Raw genomic sequence first — 22,155 nt, forward strand, 5'->3', positions numbered from 1 at the left:
TTTTGATTAGGAAACAATGTCATCTAGCTTTGTTAAAAAGGCTTGTGTTTTTGCCTCAATATCTTCTGCCTGCATCAAATCACGTACGACAGCTACTCCAGCTATACCCGTGCCGATAAGTTGGTCAATATTCTCTGACGTCAGGCCTCCGATAGCAACTACTGGAATGGCGACCGTTTGGCAAATGGTTTTCAAGGTTGAAATCAGGGTGATAGGTGCATTTTCTTTGGTCGTAGTCGGGAAAATGGCTCCTGTTCCCAAGTAATCCGCACCCGATGTTTCTGCTTCGAGAGCTCTTTTAACCGTTTTAGCAGTGACACCGAGGATTTTTTCAGGACCCAAGACTTTGCGGGCAATCGAAACTGGTAGTTCATCGTCGCCAATATGCAAACCTGCAGCATCGACTGCTAGACAGATATCCAATCGATCATCGATAATCAAGGGTACCTGATAGGCATCTGTTATTTCCTTGACTTGTTTTGCCAGTTGATAATATTGATTGGTAGTGAGATTTTTTTCTCGTAATTGGATGATGGTAACACCTGAACGGCAGGCCGTCTCAACTTTTTCAAGAAAGCTTTCCAAGGAATCTTGGTAGCGATTGGTAACTAGATACAGTTTAAGTACTTTACTGTTCATAAAAGTCTCCTTTGATAGCTTCTAGCCAGTTTTCGTCTCTTTTTAGGAGAGAGAGTTGATTGAGAACTTGGTAACGAAAATCTTCCAATCCCATTCCTTGAACAAGAATTCTCTCAGCAGAGATATTGAGATAAGAGACCGCTAGGCAAGAAGCTTCAAAGGCAGTCTTTCCTTGGCTGAGAAAAACGGCTGTCAAGGCTCCAACCAGGTCTCCTGTCCCTGTAATCCAGTCCAATTCGTCACAGCCATTTCCCAATATTGCAACCTGATTCTCCGAAACGATGAGGTCCTTGGGGCCAGTGACTAAGAATGACATACCAGGATGGGGCTGACACCAGTCTTTCAAGACTTGAAGCAAATCCTCCGTTTCTTGGTCTTTATGGCTAGCATCAACTCCAACTCCATGGTGCTTTAAGCCAACAAGACTTCGGATTTCTGACATATTTCCTTTAAGGACCGTGGGCTTGTATTCTAAAAGATCTCTGACTAGTCCCTTACGAATGGGTGATGCTGCTACGCCAACCGCATCTACTACCATTGGGAGACAAGCTTGAGCTGCATAAGTAGCTGCCAGACGGATTGCTTTTTCCTTCTCAGCTGACAAATGCCCCAAATTGATGAAGAGAGCCTGACTTTGCTTAGTAAAATCAAGGACCTCACGGGAATCATCTGCCATAACAGGTTTGCATCCCAGAGCCAAAATGCCATTGGCCAGCATCTCGCAGGAAATCTCATTGGTGATGCAGTGAATTAAGGAGCTAGAGCTCAGAGGGAAAGGATTTGTCAATTTCTGCATCAGTCTATCCTCTCTCCAAAGAAATATCCTTGTACTTTTTTAAAGAATTCCTGCTTGATTAAAAATCGAAAGGCGAGGAAAGCTATGGCTGTACCGATCAAGGTCGCTCCAAAAAATCGCGGAGTATAGATAAACCAGCTGAGCTTTGCCGCAGATCCCGTAAAGAGAACCATGACAGGATAGGAAACAATGGATCCGATAATCCCTGTTCCCAGAATCTCTCCAAGGGCAGAATAGTGAAATTTTCGACCGTACTTATAAAAGAGACCTGCAAGGAGGGCTCCAAAAGTAGCTCCTGTTAGGGCCAAAGGGGGGATGCCTTGAGTAGACATACGGATAAAGGCTGTAACAGTAGCCATGACCAAGGAATAAACAGGTCCCATCAAAATTCCTGCAAGAATGTTGACTACACTGGACATCGGTGCCATCCCTTCAATTCGAAAGATGGGTGTAAGAACTACGTCAAGAGCAATCATCATGGATAAAATGGTTAATTTGTGAACTTGAAGTTGGTGGTTTCTCATTTTCTATTTCTTCTCTTTTTCTAAGGACTGCAAATCACTCGTCCAGGTTTGGTGTTGGTAAGCCATCTCCCAAAACTTGGCTTCCATGTGGACACTTCGGTGGAAGGCCTCTAGCATTTTTTGTTTGTCTGTCTCGTTGCTTTCTCGATAGAGTTGATTGACTAGCGCTTCTTCCTCTTTAATCTGCTGTTCTAATTCATCGGTGATATAGGTTTCAATCCACTGCTGATAAAGAGGATTCGGGGATGGTTTGCGATTAAGTGCCTTGCCCAAATCATGGTATAACCAAGGACAAGGCAGCAAGCTCGCAAAAGCAATGCCCAAGTTTGGTTCTGCAAACTGTCGATAAATATGAGAAATGTAATGATAACAGGTTGGAGCGATTGGATGTTGCTCCATTTCCTGGTCACTGATTCCTAATTCCTTGAAAAATTGTTGGCGGATAAACAACTCACCATCCACTAGACTCTGGGCATTTTGTTTCAAGAGTCTTTTCATCTTTTCGTTTGAAGTCTTATCAGCCAAGAGGTGATAGGCTTCTGAAAAAGACTTCAGATAGTAGGCATCCTGAATCAGGTAATAGCGGAAAATAGAAGGTTCTAACGTTCCCTCTTGTAACTGTAAAACAAAGGGATGCTGAAAGGAAGCCTGCCAAGCTTCCCTGGATAATTCCATCGCAATATCTGTAAATTTCATAATAACTCCTTTATAGAAATAGACTGGTTTGAAGCAATAAAAAGAAAAGCAGGTAGATTAATTTTGTTTTTTTAGGAATATAAAAGGTCCGATAGCCATTCTCCAAATGAACATGTTCGTCATATCCATGTGCAGACAGGGCTCTCAAATAGAGATGGCGCCATCTAAAAACTGTCATCAGAACCTTACTGTAAATCAAGGGCGACCAAACATGCAGTTTTTGGCCACGCAGTAAGCAAGCTTCCTTGAGGGACTTGACTTCTTGATGAATAAGGGGGAAGGAATTAAATACCACAATCAAGGCATAAGCCCATGACCGTGATAGCCCCTTTTGAGCCAAGTACAAGAAAAGCTCTTTTAAGGAAATACTGGAAACAAAGACAAGGCCGATACAAACTGTCACAAAAGCTCTCGTTCCAAGTATCACTGCCTGCGAAGCATCCCCATGTAACTGAATTGCCCAGTAATTAGCAAAGGAGGGCAAAATGGCGAGCACAATCATCCAAGCCAACATTTTAAATCGACGATAATAGAGCATAAAGAGGATGCAAAATGCGACTACCGAAAGATTCAGAGCAATCGAAGGAATGAAAGATGTTTCCAAGGATAAAATTAGAAAGAAGAGGCTGATAACTGGTGTCTTGGTTGCTACTTTGATCATACTACCTCACCTCCCCTAGAGTATCAATGTTCAGAGATGAGAGAGGTTTGCTGATGGTCACGTCTTGGAGATGACTGAGCCCCTCACTAGTCATCTCAATCCAATAATCAACCACAGAGATCAAGGGATCTAAACGATGGCTAATGATCAGAAAACTTCTTCCTTGATTTCTCTCCTCCACAATCCACTGACAAAAATAATGGCAAGCTCTATCATCCAAACCTGCAAAAGGTTCATCTAGCAAGATCACAGAGGCCTTACTAGTTAAGATGGTCAATAGCTGAAGAATCTTTTGTTGGCCACCACTTAATTGATAGGGACTCTTATCAAGCGCCTGCTCCAAATTAAAATATCGTAAAGCTTGGAGAATCCGCTGATTTCTTTCAGAGTCTGGACTATCTAATTGCAGTTCCTCTCTCAGACTGACTCGGATAATTTGCTTCTCAGCTTCCTGAACAACTCCCGTCAGGTCACGGTACAAACTCTTTTTCTTTTTCAGGACTGTCCCCTTCCAGGTAATGCGCCCTTTATACTTCTGAAATTGAAGAATAGACCGAAAGAGGGTTGATTTCCCGACACCATTGTCACCCAAGATACAGGAAATTCCTTGGTAGAAAGTAAAATCCGCAATCGAAAAGAGGGGACGCTTATCCAGCTCACAAGTCGTTCTATCCATATGGAACAATTCCGGGCTAGAAGCAACATTCTTTGAAGAAACCTGTGTCATCTCAGAGGTAGGGATTTGAAACACTTCCCTTAGTTGTCCATCTCTTAGCTCCACCATATGGTCGATATAGGCTTCATAATCAGATAAATCATGGTCGCACAGGATGACTGCCTTCCCATTAGAGGCTAACTCTTTTAGAATCTCCAATATCTCGATTCTGCTCTTGCGGTCAATGGAAGCGAAGGGCTCATCCAAGAGATAGACCCTAGGATTCATAGCAAAGAGAACAGCCAAAGAAGCCTTTTGCTTTTCCCCACCTGATAAGTGATGAATTGGACGGTGCAAAATCGCCTTACAACGACATTGCCCAACCACCTCTGCTATTTTAGAATCAATTTCCTGAACGGGATGGCCGATATTCTCCAGGGTGAAAATCAGCTCCTCAAACAAGTTCTCCATGGTAAATTGATGATTAGGATTTTGAAAGAGAATACCAACCGTCTGGACACGTTTGATGATAGAAAGCTGACTGACCTCACTCCCATTTATCAGGACTTGACCGCTATAGGGAAGAGAACTGACTTGGGCAATGACTTGAAAGAGACTGGATTTTCCTGAACCACTGCTCCCAACTAACAAGGTAAAGGCTTGCTCATGAAAAGTAAAATCAAGCGGCTCAGAGAAGATTGGGGACTGAATCGCTCGTAGTTCCAGGCCCATCTATGCCTTTCCTCCAGCTGCAAACTGATGATAGAGTTTGACAATGGCACGAACCAAGATGGTACAGAAGAAAAAGACGGAAATAAAACGTACCACCAGCAAGGAAAGGACAAAAGGAAGGGAGAAGGCATAGTAACCTAATTTAATGTATTCATAGACAAAGCTAAAAAGCGTAATCCCAATACTATTAGCAGTTAGAGAGAGCCAACTTTCATAGCGATTCTTGGTCACAAGAAAGCCAAATTCACTTCCCAGACCTTGAACCAAGCCAGACAAAAGAGCGCCTAGACCGAATTGGCTACCATATAGGACTTCCGCAAGTGCAGCGAGCACTTCTCCAATCGTTGCACTTCCGACTCTTGGAACAAAGATGGCCGCAATGGGCGCAGCCATACACCAGAGACCAAAAAGGATCTCATTGGCAAAGGCCTGCAAACCAAGAGGGGCCAAGATCAGGGTGAGGATATCAAACAGATAGCCTGAACCCACAAAAACGCCACCAAAAAAGATAGACAAGAAAGCAAGTAAGATAACATCTTTTAACTGCCATTTTTTCAACATAAAAAACTCCTTTTTTAAAGAAAAGTGGGGCATTCAAGGAGAGCTACCAAAAGGCTTGCCGTCAAGCCTATCCTCTTTTGATAAACAAAAAAACTCCAATTACAAACGAGAATTAGAGTTTACCTTACAAGATTAGACCGTTCTTTTCGACATACGAAAAAAACCTTTTCACATTTCCCTTCGCCAGTATTAACTGTATCAGGTTCAATGGGTATCATCTCAGCCTAAAGCACCCCAAATGTCTTTATTATTTAATTACTGGACCAGTATAGCAAAAAATGAAAGCCCTAGCAAGATATTTGGCCGGAAAATATATTTATATAGTTTGTTTGTTAATTCTTTTAATCTACATAAAAGTATTGAATCTGTCCTATAATTCATAACCGATATCAAAAAAGGCTAATTCTAAAGCAACTGCTTGATTCCAGCGTTGCTGAAGTTCTGTCAAATCTTCTCGATTTTTCCCGACACGATTGAGTTCGTCAACCAGAAATTGAACCCACTCTGTAAAGAAAAGACCTCTGTGGAGATTGATCCATTCCAAATGAATATAGGCTTCAGGTAGAGCCAAATCTTTAGAACCCCAGTCTAAATAGAGACCTTCTGCAATGACCAGCATGACCAAAAGATGAGCATAGTCTGATGAAGCCACAGCAGAATACATTAGCTCCTGAAAGGCTTTTGTTATAGGGTGCAAAGTCACTTCTATATATTCATTCTCTGCTACTTTTAACTCTTTGAAAGCCTTTTGGAAATAGCCGTCTTCATCTGCTTCAAGAAAACCTAGTTGCTTGGCAAAACGAAGCTTGGATTCAAGCTGGTCTGCGTGGGCTACGCAGGCACCCAGCATGGATAAGAAGGCATCAAAGAAGTGATAATCTTGAATTAGGTATTCTTTTAAGACATTATTCTCAATTGTTCCTGCAAAAAGTTCCTTGACAAAACGATGATTGATTGCAGCCTGCCAATCCTTCTGACTGCTTTTTAATAATTCTCCAACAATCAAACCTGGCTGAAATGCATAGTCTTGTGTTTCCATATTTACTTCTCCTATCTTTACTCCTTAGTAATTAATAAAACACCAAGAGATACCAAGCAAAATCCTAGTTTCACTTGATCCTTTTAAAGAAAATTGAGGGCATTTACAGAGAGCTACCTAAACAAGCCTATCCAGTTTATATAGACAAAAAAACCCCAATTACAATTAAGAATTAGAGTTTACCTTACAAGATTAGACAGTTTCCTTCAACATACGAAAAAAACCTTTTCACATTTCCCTTCGCCAGTCTTAACTGTATCAGGTTCAATGGGTATCATCTCAGCCTAAAGCACCCCAAATGTCTTTATTATTTAATTACTGGACCAGTATAACAGAATTTGAAAGCCCTAGCAAGATATTTGACCGGAAAATATATTTATATAGTTTATGATAACGATTTAATCTTTCTATACACGAAGAAAAACCTCCACATCAGGTGGAGGCCTTCTACTTTATCAATACAATTTCAAATCACGAGGATCGACTGGGAAGGTTGGGTTGTATGGGTTATGACGGAGTTTGAAGTGTTTGACATCCTCAATAGTCTGAGTTCCAGATAACTGCATGACTGTCTTCAATTCTGCATTCAAGTGCTCAAAGACTTGACGCACACCAACACTACCACCAAGGGCCAAACCATAGATAACAGGGCGGCCAATAGCTACCAAGTCTGCCCCTGAAGCCAAGGCTTTAAAGACGTGTTGACCACGACGAACACCAGAGTCAAAGACAATTGGCACACGTTTATCAACTGCTTCTGCTACTTCTTGAAGTGAATCAAAGGCAGCTGGCCCACCGTCGATTTGGCGACCACCGTGGTTGGTTACCCAGATACCAGAAGCACCTGCGGCAAGCGAACGTTCAACGTCCTCACGGCACTGTGGCCCCTTGACATAGACAGGAAGTCCTGAGTATTCAGCGATAAATTCGACATCGCGTGGAGACAAGCGTTGTTTGGCTGACTTATAAACAAAGTCCATTGATTTTCCAGCACCTTCTGGCAGGTATTCCTCAACAATCGGCATGCCAACTGGGAAGACAAAACCATTGCGCTTATCGACCTCACGATTGCCCCCTACGGTAGCATCTGCCGTCAAGACAATCGCTTTGTAGCCTTCAGCCTTCACACGGTCCATGATATGGCGGTTGATTCCGTCATCCTTACTAAAGTAAAATTGGAACCAATGAGGTGTCCCTTGAAGGGCTTCCGAAATTTCTGGAAGGTCTACAGTAGAGTAAGAGCTGGTTGTATAGAGGGAACCAAACTCATGCACACCACGCGCAGTGGCTACTTCCCCCTGCTCATTTGCTAATTTATGAGCCGCAACAGGCGCCATAATGATGGGTGAAGATAGTTTTTCACCTGCAAATTCAATCTCTGTACTTGGATTTTCAACATCACAAAGCGTATGTGGAACGATGAGTTTGTGGTTAAAGGCACGGATATTCTCGCGTAAAGTGAAAGTATCCTCTGCTCCACTAGCGATATAACCGAAGGCTGCTTTAGGAATGACTTGTTGCGCCATTGGCTCCAAATCATAAGTGTTAATAAAATCTACAGGTCCTTCTGCATTGCTTGTTTTATATGACATAAAGTGTCCTCCTTATCAAGTAAGCGTTTACTTTTTCTTACATAAACTATCTTACCTCTTTTTCAGGTTCCTTTCAAAAATTTTGTCTGGCAATTTCAAACTGATTATCTGAATATGCCCCCAAAAAAGAGAGGACTCTCATTCTACCATTATTCTATACTCTTCTTTACCTTTAGGGAGCTTTGTTTTATTGCCCACATATAAAAAATCAGATAATCCTAGTGACTACCTGATTTTCTATATTTTAGGCATTTTGCCAATTTTCTTGATCTTCTTTAAAGCGTTTTAGGAGAGCGAGTCCTTCTGGTGTGATATATCCCTCTTCTTGGGCTAGGTGGATCAGTTCACTGTAGTTAGAAAGCGTCACAAGTTTGACACCTGCGTCTGCAAAGTTTTTATCTGCTTTTGGTAGTTGATAACTAAAAATAGCTACAACACCAAGAACGTCTGCTCCTTCGCGTTTGGCAGCTGCTACAGCCTCGAGAACAGAACCACCAGTTGAAATGAGGTCTTCAACAACAACCATCTTTTGCCCCTGAGATACGCGACCTTCGATTTGATTACCAGCTCCGTGGTCTTTTGGTTTGCTGCGGATGTAGGCAAAAGGCAAGTTCATCTTGTCAGCGATGATAGCTCCGTGAGGAATCCCTGCTGTTGCAGTTCCTGCAATCACTTCAACCTCCGGAAATTCTGCTTTAATAGCTTCCACAAAACCATTTTCAATTAGGGTACGAGTTTCTGGATAGGCAAGCGTCACACGGTTGTCAGTATAAATCGGCGATTTGATACCAGATGCCCAAGTGAAAGGCTCCTCTGGTTTGAGGTAAACGGCTTGGATTTTCAAGAGGTGGCTAGCGATATCTTTAGCAAGTGTCATAGTATTCTCCTTTTGCTTTTGTAATCTATTTCTTTAATTTCTGTCTTGGTTCCATTCATCCTTGATAGCATGATAAGCTGCAACAGGATCCTCAGCTTGGGTAATGGGACGTCCTACTACGATATAGTCACTACCGATTTGATAAGCATCCGCTGGCGTCATGACGCGTTTTTGGTCTCCTACCGCAGCTCCCGCTGGACGAATTCCCGGTGTCAGACAGATAAAATCTGGATTGGTGGCTTCTTTGATGAGTTGCACTTCCTGGGCCGAGCAAACGACACCATCCAAGCCTGCTTCAGCTGTCTTCTTGGCATAGTGAATCACAGACTCTTGCAGGCTGGTTTGGATATTTTGAAAATCCTGCATCTGGCTTTCCGACGTTGATGTAAGCTGGGTCACAGCGATCAATTTAGCTTGTGTCCCAAGACCTTCACGCGCAGCCTTCATCATCTCTACACCACCAGCAGCATGAACATTTGTCATGTCCACACCAAGCTGAGACAAGACCCTCATAGCAGATTTGACTGTATTTGGAATGTCATGTAGCTTGAGGTCCAAAAAGACACTATGTCCCAGTGACTTCAAATAACGGACAACTTCCGGACCCTCCGCATAATAAAGCTCCATTCCCACTTTTAGATAAAGACTTTCTTCTGCTGGGAAAAGAGATAAAAATTCCTTGACCGCCTCAAAACTAGGAAAATCAAGAGCAATAACTGGACGATGTTCACGCATACCTTTCTCCTTTTACCTTTACGAGCAAGAGAGTATGGTTAAAAACAAACCACGAAAAAAGGAACCTGCCAACAGCAAGGTTCCACGAAAAATGGGTAGTCTCCACCCTTTCACCGTCTAACCTTAGCTGCCTCTCTGGACTGCTTTAAAGGTTTTTTTCTATTCTATTATTTATAGTAGGACTTGTCAAGCAAAAACTCAAAACTGGACTTCTATACCATTCAAAATCAAGAGGAAAAGTTAGTCTAACGACTCTGTGATTGCTGGCTCGTTTGACTTCCCTGTTCTTCTTGTTTTTTCTTTTCTTCTTCCTGTTTTTTCTTCTCAGCTTCCTTGGCCTCTTGTTTGGCTTTTTCCTCAGCCTCTTCTATCAATTTATCCGCTATGGTATAGCTGTACGCTCCAGCCTCCATATCGACTACACTCGGTTCTGTCAATTGTGGCTTGATTTTGCTGTAATAAGGCAATTTCTTACTCAATTCTGACAAGGGAACCAAAATCTCATCTGTGTCCAGCATAGTAATTTTTAAAAGATCTGCTGTTGCCTTGCTCGGAGCTAATTCGATTTTCTGGATTTGACTCTTGATATCCTCACTGATAGTAGATAATCCTGTGATCAGCTCTTTCACCTGCTGCTCATCATTAAAGGTAACTGTCAGATAAGTCTCAGGCAAGTTTAAGCGATTTACAGGAGTTGACTCAACCGCACCACTAGAAAGAATTGGATAATACTCTTCACCAGACACATAATAACCGACAATATCAAACTCCTTAACCTCAATCGTAAAGTTAGTCGGAAATTGATAGTTAATCTTCGCTGATTCTATCCAATGGTTGGACTTGATTCGCTCAGCGTATGTTTCCTTATCCAACAATAGAGCTAAGGTATAGTCGCTATCTTGAATTCCAGAAGCCTGTTTGATGTCATCCGCCTGGGTGTTCCTATTTCCCTTAACCTCGATATTTTTGATGGTCGAAAGTGGAGTCAACAGATAGACTGAAAGAAGGAGGACCAGGACACTGGGTACCAAGATACTCACAGCTCGCCAAATATGAACAGGCGCAATTTTAGGTTTGGCTGGTTTCTCTGGTTTTTCTTTTTTCTTCTTTTCTTTTTCTTCTTTGACTTTCAGGTCATCCTTTTTAGATTTTTCTTCTTTTTCGGATGATTCTTCGTCTGGAACAGTTTCGTTCTGATCGGAATCACTTGATGACTTCTTACTTTCCTCTAACGACTTAGAGTTTTTCCCCATTCGAGCTTGTTTTTCCTTTTCCTTCTCCTCAGCTAGGGCAGCTTCTTCCTCAGCCTTTTTTTTCAGGTATTCCTGGTTTCGTTTCTGCCATTCAGACAATTCTTGCTTCTGGTTTGATTCTTTGTTCTTATCCTTTGACATTGATATTCCTTATGCTAGGTCTTTTCTTAGTAGATCGTAAAAATCTGCAAGAGATTTCAATTCAGTCGAAGCTTTCATGCTAGCTTGGTACTGATCCTTGTGACTAAGCAAGTGACTGAGTTTTTCCTCCAAGCTTTCCAAGGTCAAGTCACTTTCTTGAAGTTCTTCTGCATAGCCTTTCTTAACAAAGTAGGCTGCATTTTCAATCTGGTCTCCTCGACTTGCTTCACGACCCAATGGTACGATGAGATGGAGTTTCGCCATGGCTAAGAGCTCAAAAATCGTATTGGCACCGCCACGCGTTACCACCACATCTGCCATCTCCATCAAGGGTTGATAGAGATCTGTCACATAATCAACACGAAAGAGATTTTGACTCAATTCATTGAGGCTTGAATCTCCAGTGAGATTAATAATGTTGTAGCGCTCTGTCAACTCTTTTTTATGGTCTGTCACTAATTGGTTAAATACACGAGCTCCTGCAGAACCACCCACAAACAATACAGTTGGCAATTTAGGATCAAAGTGGGTTTGGATATCCACCAATTCATCTGGTTCTGAAGTTTTTTGATCTGAAACCTTTGTTACTGCTCCCACATGCTCGACTTTTGCGAGACCAGCAGCCTGCTCAAAGGTTGAATACATCTTAGTCGCAAATTTATAGGCAATTTTATTGGCCAAGCCCATAGACAGGTCCGATTCGTGAATAAAGACAGGCACTCCTGACACACGCGCTGCGATAACCGGCGGTACTGAGACAAATCCTCCCTTAGAAAAAAGAGCCTGTGGACGCAGTCGTAACATGATAAAGAGGGATTGGACAATTCCCCAACCAACTTTAAACACGTCCAGCATATTTTGCCAAGAGAAATAGCGACGCAACTTCCCAGTCGCAATAGAATGGAAAGTAACATCCAAACCTGACTTGAGGATTTCTTGGTGTTCGATTCCGTGTTTATCACCAATATAGTGAACTTCCCAGCCGTCTTCGATGAACTTAGGCATTAACAAAAGATTGAGGGTGACATGTCCAACCGTCCCCCCACCTGTAAAGACAATTTTTTTCATATTATTCCTTTAACTCCGCTACTGTGTCGATAAAGAGGTCGCCACGTACTTCAAAGTTAGCATACATATCCCAGCTAGCATTTGCAGGACTGAGAAGGACTACATCTCCTTGAGTCGCAAGCTCATAGGCCTTGCGGGTCGCATCTGCAATATCTGTCGCATCTACATAAGTCACACCAGCCTTCTCTGCTGCCCGTTTGACACGTTCTGAAGACTGACCGAGGATGATCATCTTCTTGAGCCCAGTAATATCTGGAACCAATTCGTCAAACTCATTCCCACGGTCCAAACCACCTGCAATTAAGATGACCTTACTATTGTCAAATCCTGACAAGGCTTTTTGAGTAGCCAAGATATTGGTTGACTTGCTATCGTTATAGAATTTGACCCCCTTGATTTCATCCACAAACTGGAGACGGTGCTTGACACCACCAAAGGCTGAAAGAGTTTCCTTGATGATTTGGTTATCTACACCACGTAGCTTGGCTACTGCAATGGTCGCAAGGGCATTTTCCACATTGTGGCTACCTGGAACACCGATTTCACTAGCTGTCATGACCACTTCCCCACGGAAGTAGAGTTGACCATTTTCCAAATAGGCCCCATCAACCTTTTCCTTTGTTGAAAATGGTACAACAGTAGCCTGTGTTTTGGTAGCCAATTCTTTTGCCAAGTCTTGGTTAAAGTTCAAGACAAGGAAATCAGCTGCTGTCATATTATTTTGGATATTCCACTTAGCTACCACATAGGCCTCAAAAGAACCATGGTAGTCGATATGAGTGGGCATGAGGTTGGTAATAACCGCAATCTCAGGATGAAATTCTTGAACACCCATCAGTTGGAAGGAAGACAGTTCCATGACAAGGGTATCCTTGGCTGTTGCAGTTTGAGCCACTTGACTGGCAGGATAGCCGATGTTCCCTGACAAGAGACCATGTTGACCGGCAGCAGTCAAAACTTCCCCAATCATAGTCGTTGTGGTTGTTTTCCCATTTGAACCTGTGATACCGATAATTGACGCTTCCGAGATCAAGTAAGCCAACTCCACCTCAGTCAAGACTGGAATTCCCTTTGCCAATGCCTTTTCAATCATGGGATTGCTATACGGAATACCTGGATTTTTCACCATCAGAGCGAAATCTTCATCCAACAATTCCAAAGGATGCCCACCAGTGACAACCTTGATTCCCTCTTCTAGCAAGCTTTGAGCAGCAGGATTTTCCTCAAAAGGTTTGCTGTCATTTACTGTCACAATGGCACCTAGCTTGTCCAATAAACGGGCTGCAGACTCACCAGACTTAGCCAAACCTAAAACAAGTACTTTCTTATTTTTAAATTGATCGATTACTTTCATGTCTCAAACTCCATTTCTACTCCTACTATTTTACCATTTTTATGGAAATAATACTAAGCGAAAATGCTCTAGTCCTCATTCTGACATTGAAAAAGAGAGCCATAGCTCTCTTTCTATTTATCTTCTTTTGCTCTTTTTTACAGGCATAAGCGTAATGTCCCTCAAGCTAAAGTAGGCTAGGGCCAGCATAGCTATTGTGACAAAGAATTCTGTCGGTAATTGGAAGATTTGCAAGATGGACAACATCAGCAAAATCAAGAGTGCAACAACTACAAAGACTAAGATAACGATGTTGACTGTTCCTTTGATACTTTGTGGTGTCGCAAATACATAGAGTAGTAATAAGAGTATCCCTATGATTAAATAGACCATCTTTATCTCTTTCTAGCTGTTACTCAGCTGATTTTTTCTTTTTGTTGGCTTTCTCACGCTCTGCCTTGTTAAGGATTTGCTTACGCAAACGGATTGACTCAGGCGTTACTTCCATGTACTCATCGTCATTCAAGAATTCAAGAGACTCTTCAAGGGTCAAGATACGAGGTGTCTTGATAACCGCTGTTTGGTCCTTAGTAGCTGAACGGACGTTGGTCATTTGTTTGGCCTTAGTGATGTTAACTGTCAAGTCGTTTTCACGAGAGTTTTCACCAATGATCATTCCTTCGTAAACCTCAGTACCTGGGTTGACAAAGATGGTTCCACGTTCTTCGATAGACATGATTGAGTAAGTCGTTGCCTTACCAGCATCGATGGAAACGAGGGCACCACGGTGACGTCCACCAATTTCACCCGGAATCAATGGCAAGTATTGGTCAAAGGTATGGTTCATGATACCGTAACCACGAGTCATTGACAAGAACTCAGTTGAGTATCCGATCAAACCACGCGCTGGAACAAGGAAGACCAAACGAGTTTGACCATTACCAGTTGAAATCATATCCAACATTTCACCCTTACGTTCAGAAAGGCTTTGGATAACAGATCCTTGGTATTCTTCTGGAGTATCGATTTGAACACGTTCGAATGGTTCACATTTAACACCGTCAATTTCTTTTACGATAACTTCTGGACGAGATACTTGAAGTTCATAACCCTCACGGCGCATGGTTTCAATCAGGATTGACAAGTGCAATTCTCCACGTCCTGAAACAGTCCATTTATCTGGTGAGTCCGTTGGGTCAACACGAAGGGAAACGTCTGTTTGCAATTCTGCTTGCAAGCGTTCTTCTACCTTACGAGAAGTCACCCATTTCCCTTCACGACCTGCAAATGGTGAATTATTTACCAAGAAGGTCATTTGGAGGGTTGGTTCATCGATATGTAGGATTGGAAGAGGTTCAATGGCATCCGTCGGAGTAATAGTTTCACCAACAAAGATATCTTCCATACCGGATACGGCAATCAAGTCACCTGCTTTGGCTTCTTGGATTTCACGACGTTCCAAACCAAAGAAACCGAAGAGTTTTGTTACACGGAAGTTCTTCGTTGTACCATCTAGTTTAGAAAGGGTAACTTGGTCTCCAACTTTCACACTACCACGGAAGACACGACCGATACCGATACGACCTACGAAATCATTGTAGTCCAAAAGTGACACTTGGAACTGCAAAGGCTCATCTGAGTTGTCTACTGGAGCTGGGATATGGTCGATAATGGTGTCAAAGATTGGCGCCATTGTTTTTTCTTGATCAGCTGGATCATCTGACAAGGAAGATGTTCCGTTGATAGCTGAAGCATAAACAACTGGGAAATCAAGCTGGTCATCATCTGCGCCAAGCTCGATGAAGAGTTCCAAGACTTCGTCCACTACTTCTGCTGGGCGAGCTGATGGTTTATCTATTTTGTTGACAACCACGATTGGGACAAGGTCTTGTTCCAAGGCTTTTTTCAATACGAAACGAGTCTGTGGCATGGTTCCTTCGTAGGCATCTACGACCAAGACAACACCGTCAACCATTTTCATGATACGCTCAACTTCTCCACCGAAGTCCGCGTGTCCTGGTGTGTCCATGATATTGATACGAGTTCCGTTGTAGGCAACGGCTGTATTTTTAGCAAGGATGGTAATTCCACGCTCTTTTTCGATATCGTTTGAGTCCATAGCACGCTCTGCCAATTCAGTACGTGCATCAAGCGTTTCTGATTGTTTCAATAATTCATCAACGAGGGTTGTTTTCCCGTGGTCAACGTGGGCAATAATGGCTACGTTACGGATATCTTCTCTTAATTTTGTCATGATTTCCTCTATAATATTTAAATTTTTATTTCTAACTGAACAATTATACCACAGTCTCATTCAAAAATCACAGTTCAGCTAAGTGTAAATGTTTTCACTCTGCTTTTCTAGTCAAGGCAACTCTTTTCAAAGTCAGAGACTTATGATAAGATAAGCTGGTATGCGTTTAGATAGATTATTAGCCCAAGAAAAAATCAGTCGCAAGGCTATGAAACAGGCACTTTTGAAAAAAGAAATCCTAGTGAACGATTGCCCAGCCAGCTCCCTCGCTCAAAATGTCGACACTGGATTACAGAAATTAGTCTTTCAAGGACGGCGGATTCAAGGATACGAGCACACCTACCTCATGCTTCATAAGCCAAACGGAGTCGTTACAGCTAGCAAAGATAAGAAACTTCCAACCGTCATGGACCTCCTTCCACCTGACATCCAGTCTGACCAGCTCTATGCTGTCGGCAGATTAGACCGTGATACGACGGGGCTACTCCTTTTGACAGACAATGGACCTTTAGGATTCCAACTCCTTCATCCCCAGTACCATGTCGATAAATCCTATCAAGTGGTGGTAAATGGACTGCTCACACCAGACCATATCCAGTCATTCAAAGAGGGAATTGTCTTTTTAGATGGGACCACTTGTAAACCTGCAAAACTAGAAATTCTGTCCGCAAGTTCTTCCTCCAGTCAAGCCACCATCACCATCTCCGAAGGCAAGTTTCATCAGGTTAAAAAAATGTTCCTCTCAGTCGGTGTCAAGGTGGTCTCTCTCAAACGAGTTCAGTTCGATGATTTTACATTAGATTCAGAACTTGCAGAAGGGCAATACCGTCCCTTAAATCCAGAGGAATTGGAAATCATAAAAAACTATTTAGAGAAAAGTGGATAAAAGAAAAAAAGCTTTATATAAAGCTTTTTGTTTATTGCTTATCTAAAAAATACTGCGACGGTTGCAATCCAGTTAAGTACAGAAACCACAAGTCCTACGATGTTGAGAATTTTTTCTGTTTTATAGTCTAGTCCAGATTCTTTTTGGTATGAAAAAGCCAAGACCAATCCTATGATCCCCAAAATCAGACCTACTATTGGAAATAGCAAACCAAGGACGATAGATAAGATACCTAAAATAAGTGAAGGTTTTTTCTTTTGTTGTGAATTCATATTATAAAATCTCCTTAAATTTATTATAAATGATGGTACCTTAAGATACTAGCTTTATCTATCATTCGACAGTTTTTTAAAGAATCTTAGCTAGTCTTCACTTTCCCTTTCCAAGAATCCAATCCATAAGAAAGGATATAAATCTCAGAAAAACCTTGTTTTTTCAGATAAAGTGCTGCATTGGTCACTCCTTGTCCGCGTTGATTTTCGTAGAGAAGGACAGGTTTATCCTTGCGAAGGGCTGCAAGGCTTGACTTCAACTGATTTGAAGGAATATTGCGCGCACCAAGGATATGTTTTCTGTGAAATTCTGCTGGTTCACGGACATCAATCAACTGCCCTTTTCGAATCAAGGCTTCAAATTCTGTATTATCCACAATCTTAGCCGCACGACGAATACGAAGGTAGTTATACCCCATCCATGCCGCCATCGCTAGTACGATTCCCCACAAAACCCAAATTGTCATAAGTTCTTATCTCCATTTTTCTCAATATAGTCTAATTCTATCTTGTGCTCCCTGCGGAGAACAGCTTCCGCTTCTAGGTAATCTAGCTTGTCCATCAGACCTGCATCATAGATCCGAGAGAGTTCGAGCTTCATCAGTTCAATATCATACAAGCGCTTCCCCATGTAAACAATAATGCCAAACTGTTTGAGAAATTGTTGCACATCATAGAATGTTTTCATAGCTTCCATTCTAACAGATTTTAGACTTTTTTTCAATACTGGACCGGCTCTTTCCCCCTATTTTCTTCGTCTTCATTGTCCATTCTTCCGCAAGTGTGGTACAATAAAAACATGAGAATTCAACAACTACACTATATTATCAAAATCGTCGAAACTGGCTCTATGAATGAAGCAGCCAAGCAACTCTTTATCACCCAACCCAGTCTTTCAAATGCCGTTCGAGACTTGGAAAATGAAATGGGCATTGAAATCTTTATCCGCAATCCCAAGGGCATTACCTTAACCCGTGATGGGATGGAGTTTCTCTCCTACGCTCGTCAAGTTGTCGAGCAAACTCAGCTTCTGGAGGAACGCTATAAAAATCCTGTCGCCCACCGCGAACTCTTTAGTGTTTCCTCTCAGCACTATGCCTTTGTAGTCAATGCCTTTGTATCCCTGCTCAAGAAAAGTGATATGGAAAAATACGAGCTTTTTCTTCGTGAAACTCGGACTTGGGAGATTATCGACGATGTCAAGAACTTCCGTAGTGAAGTCGGTGTCCTCTTCTTAAACAGCTACAACCGTGATGTTTTAACAAAAATGCTGGATGACAACCACCTCTTGGCCCACCATCTCTTTACAGCCCAGCCCCATATCTTCGTCAGCAAAACCAACCCTCTAGCAAAGAAAGATAAGGTTAAACTAGAAGACTTGGAGAACTTCCCTTACCTCAGCTATGACCAAGGGACTCACAACTCCTTCTACTTCTCTGAAGAGATTCTCTCGCAGGAATACCACAAAAAATCTATCGTGGTCAGCGACCGTGCCACCCTCTTTAATCTCTTAATTGGTTTGGACGGATACACGATTGCAACAGGGATTTTGAACAGCAACCTCAACGGAGACAATATCGTTTCCATTCCACTGGACATAGACGATCCTATCGAGCTAGTCTACATCCAGCATGAAAAAACCAGCCTGTCTAAGATGGGCGAACGCTTTATCGAATACTTAGTAGAAGAAGTTCAATTCGATAATTAATAGGAAAAAGAAAAAGTTAGGAAATAGAAAGTGAAAAAGATACTACTGACTAGTGCTTTAATCCTTTCAATCGCAGGATTGGCACCCGCATCCGTCTCAGGAGAAGAAAACACAACTCAATCCACATCTGCTGTCAAGGAATCAATTGCCAAAGAAGAAAAGAAAGAGTCGAGTGTTGAGGAAAACTCTAAATCAGAGGTGCTTCCGAAAGTAGATGTGCAAGAAGACAAGCCCCCAAAAGAAGGGTGGTACCAAGAAAATCACCACTGGCGTTTTTACCAAGATGATAAACCTGCTTTGAACTGGAAACAAATCCAAGGCAAATGGTACTACTTCGATCAAGATGGTAATCGTCTTCATTCTACTATCTACAAAGGCTATGCCTTTGACCAAGATGGGGTTATGGTAGAAAATAGCTGGACCAATTTGGACAACCAATGGTATTATGCTGATTCCTCTGGACGATTAGCTCAGAATACCTGGAAAAAAATTAACGGCTCCTGGTACTATTTTGACCAAACTGGAAGCATGCTCAGCAACACCTCCGTTGACGGCTATCTGCTCACAAATAGTGGGGCTATGGCAGAAAAGGGTTGGATTAAATTAGACCAAAATTGGTATTATGTCACACCATCTAGCAGAATCTCGCAAGACAAGTGGGAGAAAATCAACGGTTCTTGGTATTATTTTGATAAAAACGGCGTGATGCTCAGCCAGACAACCATTGGTGCCTACCTGCTAGGCGATAGCGGAGCCATGGCAGAAAACTCTTGGGTGAGAATCAATGAAAATTGGTATTACGCTAATGCATATGGGAAATATAGCCAAGACAAATGGGAGAAAATAAATGGTTCTTGGTATGCTTTTGAACAAAATGGAGTCATGCTTTCCAATAAATGGAAAGAAAGCTACTACCTCAAAACCAGCGGGGCCATGGCGGAGAAAGAGTGGATCTTCGATAAATCCTACAATAGCTGGTTCTATCTAAAAGCGGATGGCCGTTATGCAAATCAGGAGTGGATTGGGGCATACTACCTCAAGTCTGGCGGTTATATGGCCAAGAATGAGTGGATTTACGACGACTATTACAAGGCTCGTTACTATCTGGACGATAGTGGACATTATGTATCAGGAACTTACAAGATAGACGGCAAGGAACACTTGTTCCAAAAATACGGCCAATGGATTTCTGAAGTTTCAACTGAAGGTGGATTTACAAAAGGTCAATACAACAATACCATCTTCCTAGATCCTGGACATGGTGGTCAAGATTCTGGTGCCTTTTACTACAATGTCGCTGAGAAAGATCTCAACATGCAGATTTACCATAAACTTCGTGCTAAGTTAGAAGAACTGGGCTACAAGGTCCTCACCTCTCGTGATAGCGATATTGACGTTGACTTTGTTACCGAACGTTCTCGTATGGTTAATAAGACCAACTCTGACATCTTTATCAGTATTCACTTCAATGCAACTGGTAGCGCATACTCAAAAGCGAGCGGTATTCAAACCTACTCCTATAGAGATGAACCTGATTATCCAAGTAAGATTAATCAATACTGGCACAATCACCCTGATCGTATGAGTGAAAGCAAACGCCTCGCCGCTGCCATCCACTCCTCTCTCCTTGCAGAAACAGGAGCTAAGGATGCTGGTCTGTTGGAGAGCAGCTATGCTGTACTACGCGAAACAGCCAAACCAGCCGTTCTCCTAGAGCTTGGTTATATGGATAATTTCTCCGAAAACCAACAAATCAGAGATAGCCACTACCAAGATAAACTGGTCGCAGGTATTGTGAAAGGGATCCAAAAATATTACGCTGGTCAGTAAAAAAGTCTCGAGAAATCTCGAGACTTTTTATTTGCCTTCTTTTTTATCTTTATCAGGAAAGAGGTAACCAAGTCCTACACAAGCTAGCACACCGGCACCAATCACCAAACCACTTGAAATTGGCAATAGATCAAAAATAGCATTCGCAATGATAAAGGCGATAATCAAGCACATCAAGCTAGCCTTGTAGTCTTTTTTCAAAAAGTTTTCTAGCGTGAAATAGAGGAACAATCCTACCGGAATGAGTGACCAGAGGTTTACATCCAAACTTGGCCAGCCAACAGATCCGAAATACAATACTAGCGCTGCTGCTACTAAAAATACAAGTCCCAATAATTTTTTCATTTTTTTGTCTCCATTTTCTTTTTTTGGTTCTTGAGTTGTCTGATATTGACCCCTCACGCCCTTACATGAATCATTATAGCAGAGGAATTTTTCAAGAACAAGCCCTTTTGCCTATCTGGTCAATATCTCTGTCTAAGTGGTTGAATAGTCGTGATAAAAGAAAAAGAAGCCCTAATGGGCTTCTTGATTCTGCCGATTGTAACAGTATTTTTGAACAAATACAATCTAGTTTTTCTTTTCCTTTGACTCTAGAGAAGATTTGATTGCTTCACGATCTGCTTGTAGTTGAGCTAAGTTCTTTTCTTCTTCCTCAACTTTACTAGTATCTGGTTTCACACGATAATAAACATCTTCTGGTTTCATTAACATCGCTCCATACTCTTGTCCAGAAAGTAGTCTTTCCTCAGCATGATTGCTTTTATCCGTAATCTTTCCATCATCAGCAGGTTTCATAACAACTCCACTTGGCACAGCTACTACTACAAATCCTCCAGCAACAGAATCTTTTACCCATGCACTGATAGACGCTGTCTCAGGGTTACGACTATCTTGTCCTTTTGATACCTTTAATCCAACTACAGATTCGTACTTTTGATCATTTGTAAACCAAGTCGCACGTACTTCTCCAGAATCATTAATAATGTATTCATTACCAGATTGACTACGCCAAGTACCTTCTAAACTAGACAAATCATTGTTCTTGATTGCTTCAATATCTAGTTTTGGAACGGTAGTTTCTTTCCTCAACTTGCTAACAAGTGCTTCTGATTCCGTAATTTTGGTATCTAAAGCAATCAGTTGATCCTTGAGTTTTTGAATTTCCTCTTGTTTATCCTTATCAGTCTCATCTGTTTTTCCTTCGCTTGTAGACGATTGACTTGTTGACTCTGTAGTTGAAACGGCAGACGATGCTTGATTTGACTCTTTCTTTCCAATCAAAGAATGCGAGAAAACACTTACTAGGATTATAGCAACCAAAATACCGAGGACCATCCCAATATAGATTTTCATATTTCTAGTTCCTCTCGCAAACTTTTTAGTTGACTGCGCCTCTGCTAATTCTGATGCAGTTGGCTTGCGACCATTCGCCTCCTCAAATTGTTTTACCCATTCTTTCTTATTCATAATTTTCTCCTTTTTGATTTATATTCAGCCAAGCTTGCTAGACTTCATTCGTTATTATCCACGGATTTTTATAATTTTTAGAAAACCTATGCAAAAAATTCTAGAATAATTACCAGCCTCTAGTCCTCTGAAACGGAACGAAAACAAGTGCTTATTAAAATATATTATACCACAAAATATAAATTTTAGTTTTTATTTATAAGCAGGAGTCTCAGATGTTAAATAGGACCTACCTCAAACGTTCCACCTTTCCTATATTTACAAAAAAAGAAGCCCGTTTGGACTTCTTGATTCTGCCGATTGCAGGGATCGAACCTGTGACCTACGCGTTACGAGTGCGTTGCTCTACCAACTGAGCTAAATCGGCGGCTACCCTTTTAGTATAGCACTCTGAAAATAGATGTCAAGAAATTTTCATCACCATTAGAAAAGC

General features: G+C 41.8%; 24 protein-coding genes, 1 tRNA gene and 2 riboswitches. Of the genes, 3 read left to right on the plus strand and 22 right to left on the minus strand.

The features are described from left to right. Nucleotides 1-6: 6 nt before the first annotated feature. The 16 genes from thiE to typA form a co-directional block, all read right to left on the minus strand. The gene (thiE, locus tag M9H69_RS07070) at nucleotides 7-639 is read right to left on the minus strand and encodes a thiamine phosphate synthase (RefSeq protein WP_250315214.1); all 633 of its coding nucleotides are present in this window, start codon (nucleotides 637-639) and stop codon (nucleotides 7-9) included. Then, entirely contained in the window at nucleotides 629-1,435 is an 807-nt protein-coding gene (locus M9H69_RS07075) for a hydroxyethylthiazole kinase (protein WP_250315215.1), read from the minus strand. The genes thiE and M9H69_RS07075 overlap by 11 nt, the downstream gene beginning before the upstream one ends. Beyond that, a complete protein-coding gene (thiW, locus tag M9H69_RS07080; RefSeq protein ID WP_250315216.1) occupies nucleotides 1,435-1,959 on the minus strand; it encodes an energy coupling factor transporter S component ThiW in 525 nt (174 codons plus the stop codon). Before thiW ends, M9H69_RS07075 begins: the two co-directional genes overlap by 1 nt. Before the next feature lie 3 nt (nucleotides 1,960-1,962). After that, nucleotides 1,963-2,655, minus strand: coding sequence for a thiaminase II (gene tenA / locus M9H69_RS07085; protein ID WP_000673065.1), 693 nt, complete (start codon nucleotides 2,653-2,655; stop codon nucleotides 1,963-1,965). A gap of 10 nt (nucleotides 2,656-2,665) precedes the next feature. Beyond that, nucleotides 2,666-3,316, minus strand: a complete 651-nt coding sequence (locus tag M9H69_RS07090; RefSeq protein ID WP_250315217.1) for an energy-coupling factor transporter transmembrane component T — start codon at nucleotides 3,314-3,316, stop codon at nucleotides 2,666-2,668. Between the two features lies 1 nt (nucleotide 3,317). Next, entirely contained in the window at nucleotides 3,318-4,703 is a 1,386-nt protein-coding gene (locus M9H69_RS07095; RefSeq protein ID WP_250315218.1) for an ATP-binding cassette domain-containing protein, read from the minus strand. Beyond that, on the minus strand, nucleotides 4,704-5,264 hold the full coding sequence (locus M9H69_RS07100; RefSeq protein WP_000915272.1) for an ECF transporter S component: 561 nt from the start codon (nucleotides 5,262-5,264) through the stop codon (nucleotides 4,704-4,706). It abuts the gene before it with no gap. 158 nt (nucleotides 5,265-5,422) lie between these two features. Then, a riboswitch (TPP riboswitch) is annotated at nucleotides 5,423-5,511 on the minus strand. 123 nt (nucleotides 5,512-5,634) lie between these two features. After that, the gene (locus M9H69_RS07105) at nucleotides 5,635-6,303 is read right to left on the minus strand and encodes a TenA family protein (RefSeq protein WP_250315219.1); all 669 of its coding nucleotides are present in this window, start codon (nucleotides 6,301-6,303) and stop codon (nucleotides 5,635-5,637) included. Between the two features lie 218 nt (nucleotides 6,304-6,521). After that, nucleotides 6,522-6,610: riboswitch (TPP riboswitch) on the minus strand. 148 nt (nucleotides 6,611-6,758) lie between these two features. Beyond that, nucleotides 6,759-7,895: an L-lactate oxidase gene (lctO, locus tag M9H69_RS07110; RefSeq protein WP_000120734.1), complete on the minus strand. Its 1,137-nt coding sequence runs from the start codon at nucleotides 7,893-7,895 to the stop codon at nucleotides 6,759-6,761. Nucleotides 7,896-8,139: 244 nt separating this feature from the next. Next, nucleotides 8,140-8,772 carry an orotate phosphoribosyltransferase gene (gene pyrE, locus M9H69_RS07115; RefSeq protein WP_250315220.1) on the minus strand — a complete coding sequence of 211 codons (633 nt, stop codon included), beginning with the start codon at nucleotides 8,770-8,772 and terminating at the stop codon, nucleotides 8,140-8,142. Between the two features lie 33 nt (nucleotides 8,773-8,805). Continuing rightward, nucleotides 8,806-9,507, minus strand: coding sequence for an orotidine-5'-phosphate decarboxylase (gene pyrF / locus M9H69_RS07120; RefSeq protein WP_250315221.1), 702 nt, complete (start codon nucleotides 9,505-9,507; stop codon nucleotides 8,806-8,808). Nucleotides 9,508-9,752: 245 nt separating this feature from the next. Further along, nucleotides 9,753-10,901, minus strand: coding sequence for a cell division protein FtsQ/DivIB (locus tag M9H69_RS07125; protein WP_250315222.1), 1,149 nt, complete (start codon nucleotides 10,899-10,901; stop codon nucleotides 9,753-9,755). A gap of 9 nt (nucleotides 10,902-10,910) precedes the next feature. Next, on the minus strand, nucleotides 10,911-11,969 hold the full coding sequence (locus M9H69_RS07130) for a UDP-N-acetylglucosamine--N-acetylmuramyl-(pentapeptide) pyrophosphoryl-undecaprenol N-acetylglucosamine transferase (RefSeq protein ID WP_250315223.1): 1,059 nt from the start codon (nucleotides 11,967-11,969) through the stop codon (nucleotides 10,911-10,913). Nucleotide 11,970: 1 nt separating this feature from the next. Next, the gene (gene murD, locus M9H69_RS07135; protein WP_250315224.1) at nucleotides 11,971-13,323 is read right to left on the minus strand and encodes a UDP-N-acetylmuramoyl-L-alanine--D-glutamate ligase; all 1,353 of its coding nucleotides are present in this window, start codon (nucleotides 13,321-13,323) and stop codon (nucleotides 11,971-11,973) included. Between the two features lie 117 nt (nucleotides 13,324-13,440). Continuing rightward, on the minus strand, nucleotides 13,441-13,695 hold the full coding sequence (locus tag M9H69_RS07140) for a DUF3165 family protein (protein ID WP_000262660.1): 255 nt from the start codon (nucleotides 13,693-13,695) through the stop codon (nucleotides 13,441-13,443). Between the two features lie 19 nt (nucleotides 13,696-13,714). Further along, complete coding sequence (typA, locus tag M9H69_RS07145; protein ID WP_000164126.1) at nucleotides 13,715-15,556, minus strand: translational GTPase TypA; 1,842 nt, start codon at nucleotides 15,554-15,556, stop codon at nucleotides 13,715-13,717. Between the two features lie 160 nt (nucleotides 15,557-15,716). On the opposite strand from typA, the gene M9H69_RS07150 reads away from it, so the two are divergent. Beyond that, entirely contained in the window at nucleotides 15,717-16,442 is a 726-nt protein-coding gene (locus tag M9H69_RS07150; RefSeq protein ID WP_250315225.1) for a 16S rRNA pseudouridine(516) synthase, read from the plus strand. 38 nt (nucleotides 16,443-16,480) lie between these two features. On the opposite strand, the gene M9H69_RS07155 is transcribed toward M9H69_RS07150, so the two are convergent. From M9H69_RS07155 to M9H69_RS07165, 3 genes are all read right to left on the minus strand, one after another. Continuing rightward, nucleotides 16,481-16,714: a DUF4190 domain-containing protein gene (locus M9H69_RS07155; RefSeq protein ID WP_250315226.1), complete on the minus strand. Its 234-nt coding sequence runs from the start codon at nucleotides 16,712-16,714 to the stop codon at nucleotides 16,481-16,483. Between the two features lie 86 nt (nucleotides 16,715-16,800). Further along, nucleotides 16,801-17,181: a rhodanese-like domain-containing protein gene (locus tag M9H69_RS07160; RefSeq protein WP_250315227.1), complete on the minus strand. Its 381-nt coding sequence runs from the start codon at nucleotides 17,179-17,181 to the stop codon at nucleotides 16,801-16,803. After that, on the minus strand, nucleotides 17,178-17,411 hold the full coding sequence (locus M9H69_RS07165; protein ID WP_044135604.1) for a YqgQ family protein: 234 nt from the start codon (nucleotides 17,409-17,411) through the stop codon (nucleotides 17,178-17,180). The genes M9H69_RS07160 and M9H69_RS07165 overlap by 4 nt, the downstream gene beginning before the upstream one ends. Nucleotides 17,412-17,513: 102 nt before the next feature. Between M9H69_RS07165 and M9H69_RS07170 the strand changes: the two genes are divergently transcribed. Together M9H69_RS07170 and M9H69_RS07175 are read left to right on the plus strand one after the other, a co-directional pair. Then, a complete protein-coding gene (locus M9H69_RS07170) occupies nucleotides 17,514-18,422 on the plus strand; it encodes a LysR family transcriptional regulator (protein ID WP_009729925.1) in 909 nt (302 codons plus the stop codon). Nucleotides 18,423-18,452: 30 nt separating this feature from the next. After that, on the plus strand, nucleotides 18,453-20,252 hold the full coding sequence (locus M9H69_RS07175; protein ID WP_250315228.1) for an N-acetylmuramoyl-L-alanine amidase: 1,800 nt from the start codon (nucleotides 18,453-18,455) through the stop codon (nucleotides 20,250-20,252). 27 nt (nucleotides 20,253-20,279) lie between these two features. Here M9H69_RS07175 and M9H69_RS07180 read toward each other — a convergent pair whose 3' ends face one another. The 3 genes from M9H69_RS07180 to M9H69_RS07190 form a co-directional block, all read right to left on the minus strand. Further along, on the minus strand, nucleotides 20,280-20,597 hold the full coding sequence (locus M9H69_RS07180) for a hypothetical protein (RefSeq protein ID WP_000734660.1): 318 nt from the start codon (nucleotides 20,595-20,597) through the stop codon (nucleotides 20,280-20,282). A 225-nt stretch (nucleotides 20,598-20,822) separates the two neighbouring features. After that, nucleotides 20,823-21,722 (minus strand): DUF6287 domain-containing protein, encoded by a 900-nt coding sequence (locus tag M9H69_RS07185; RefSeq protein ID WP_250315229.1) that lies wholly within the window; start codon nucleotides 21,720-21,722, stop codon nucleotides 20,823-20,825. Between the two features lie 294 nt (nucleotides 21,723-22,016). Beyond that, nucleotides 22,017-22,089: transfer RNA gene (locus tag M9H69_RS07190), tRNA-Thr, on the minus strand. Nucleotides 22,090-22,155 lie beyond the last annotated feature (66 nt).

This window comes from Streptococcus oralis, from assembly GCF_023611505.1.
GTDB lineage: Bacteria > Bacillota > Bacilli > Lactobacillales > Streptococcaceae > Streptococcus > Streptococcus oralis_CT.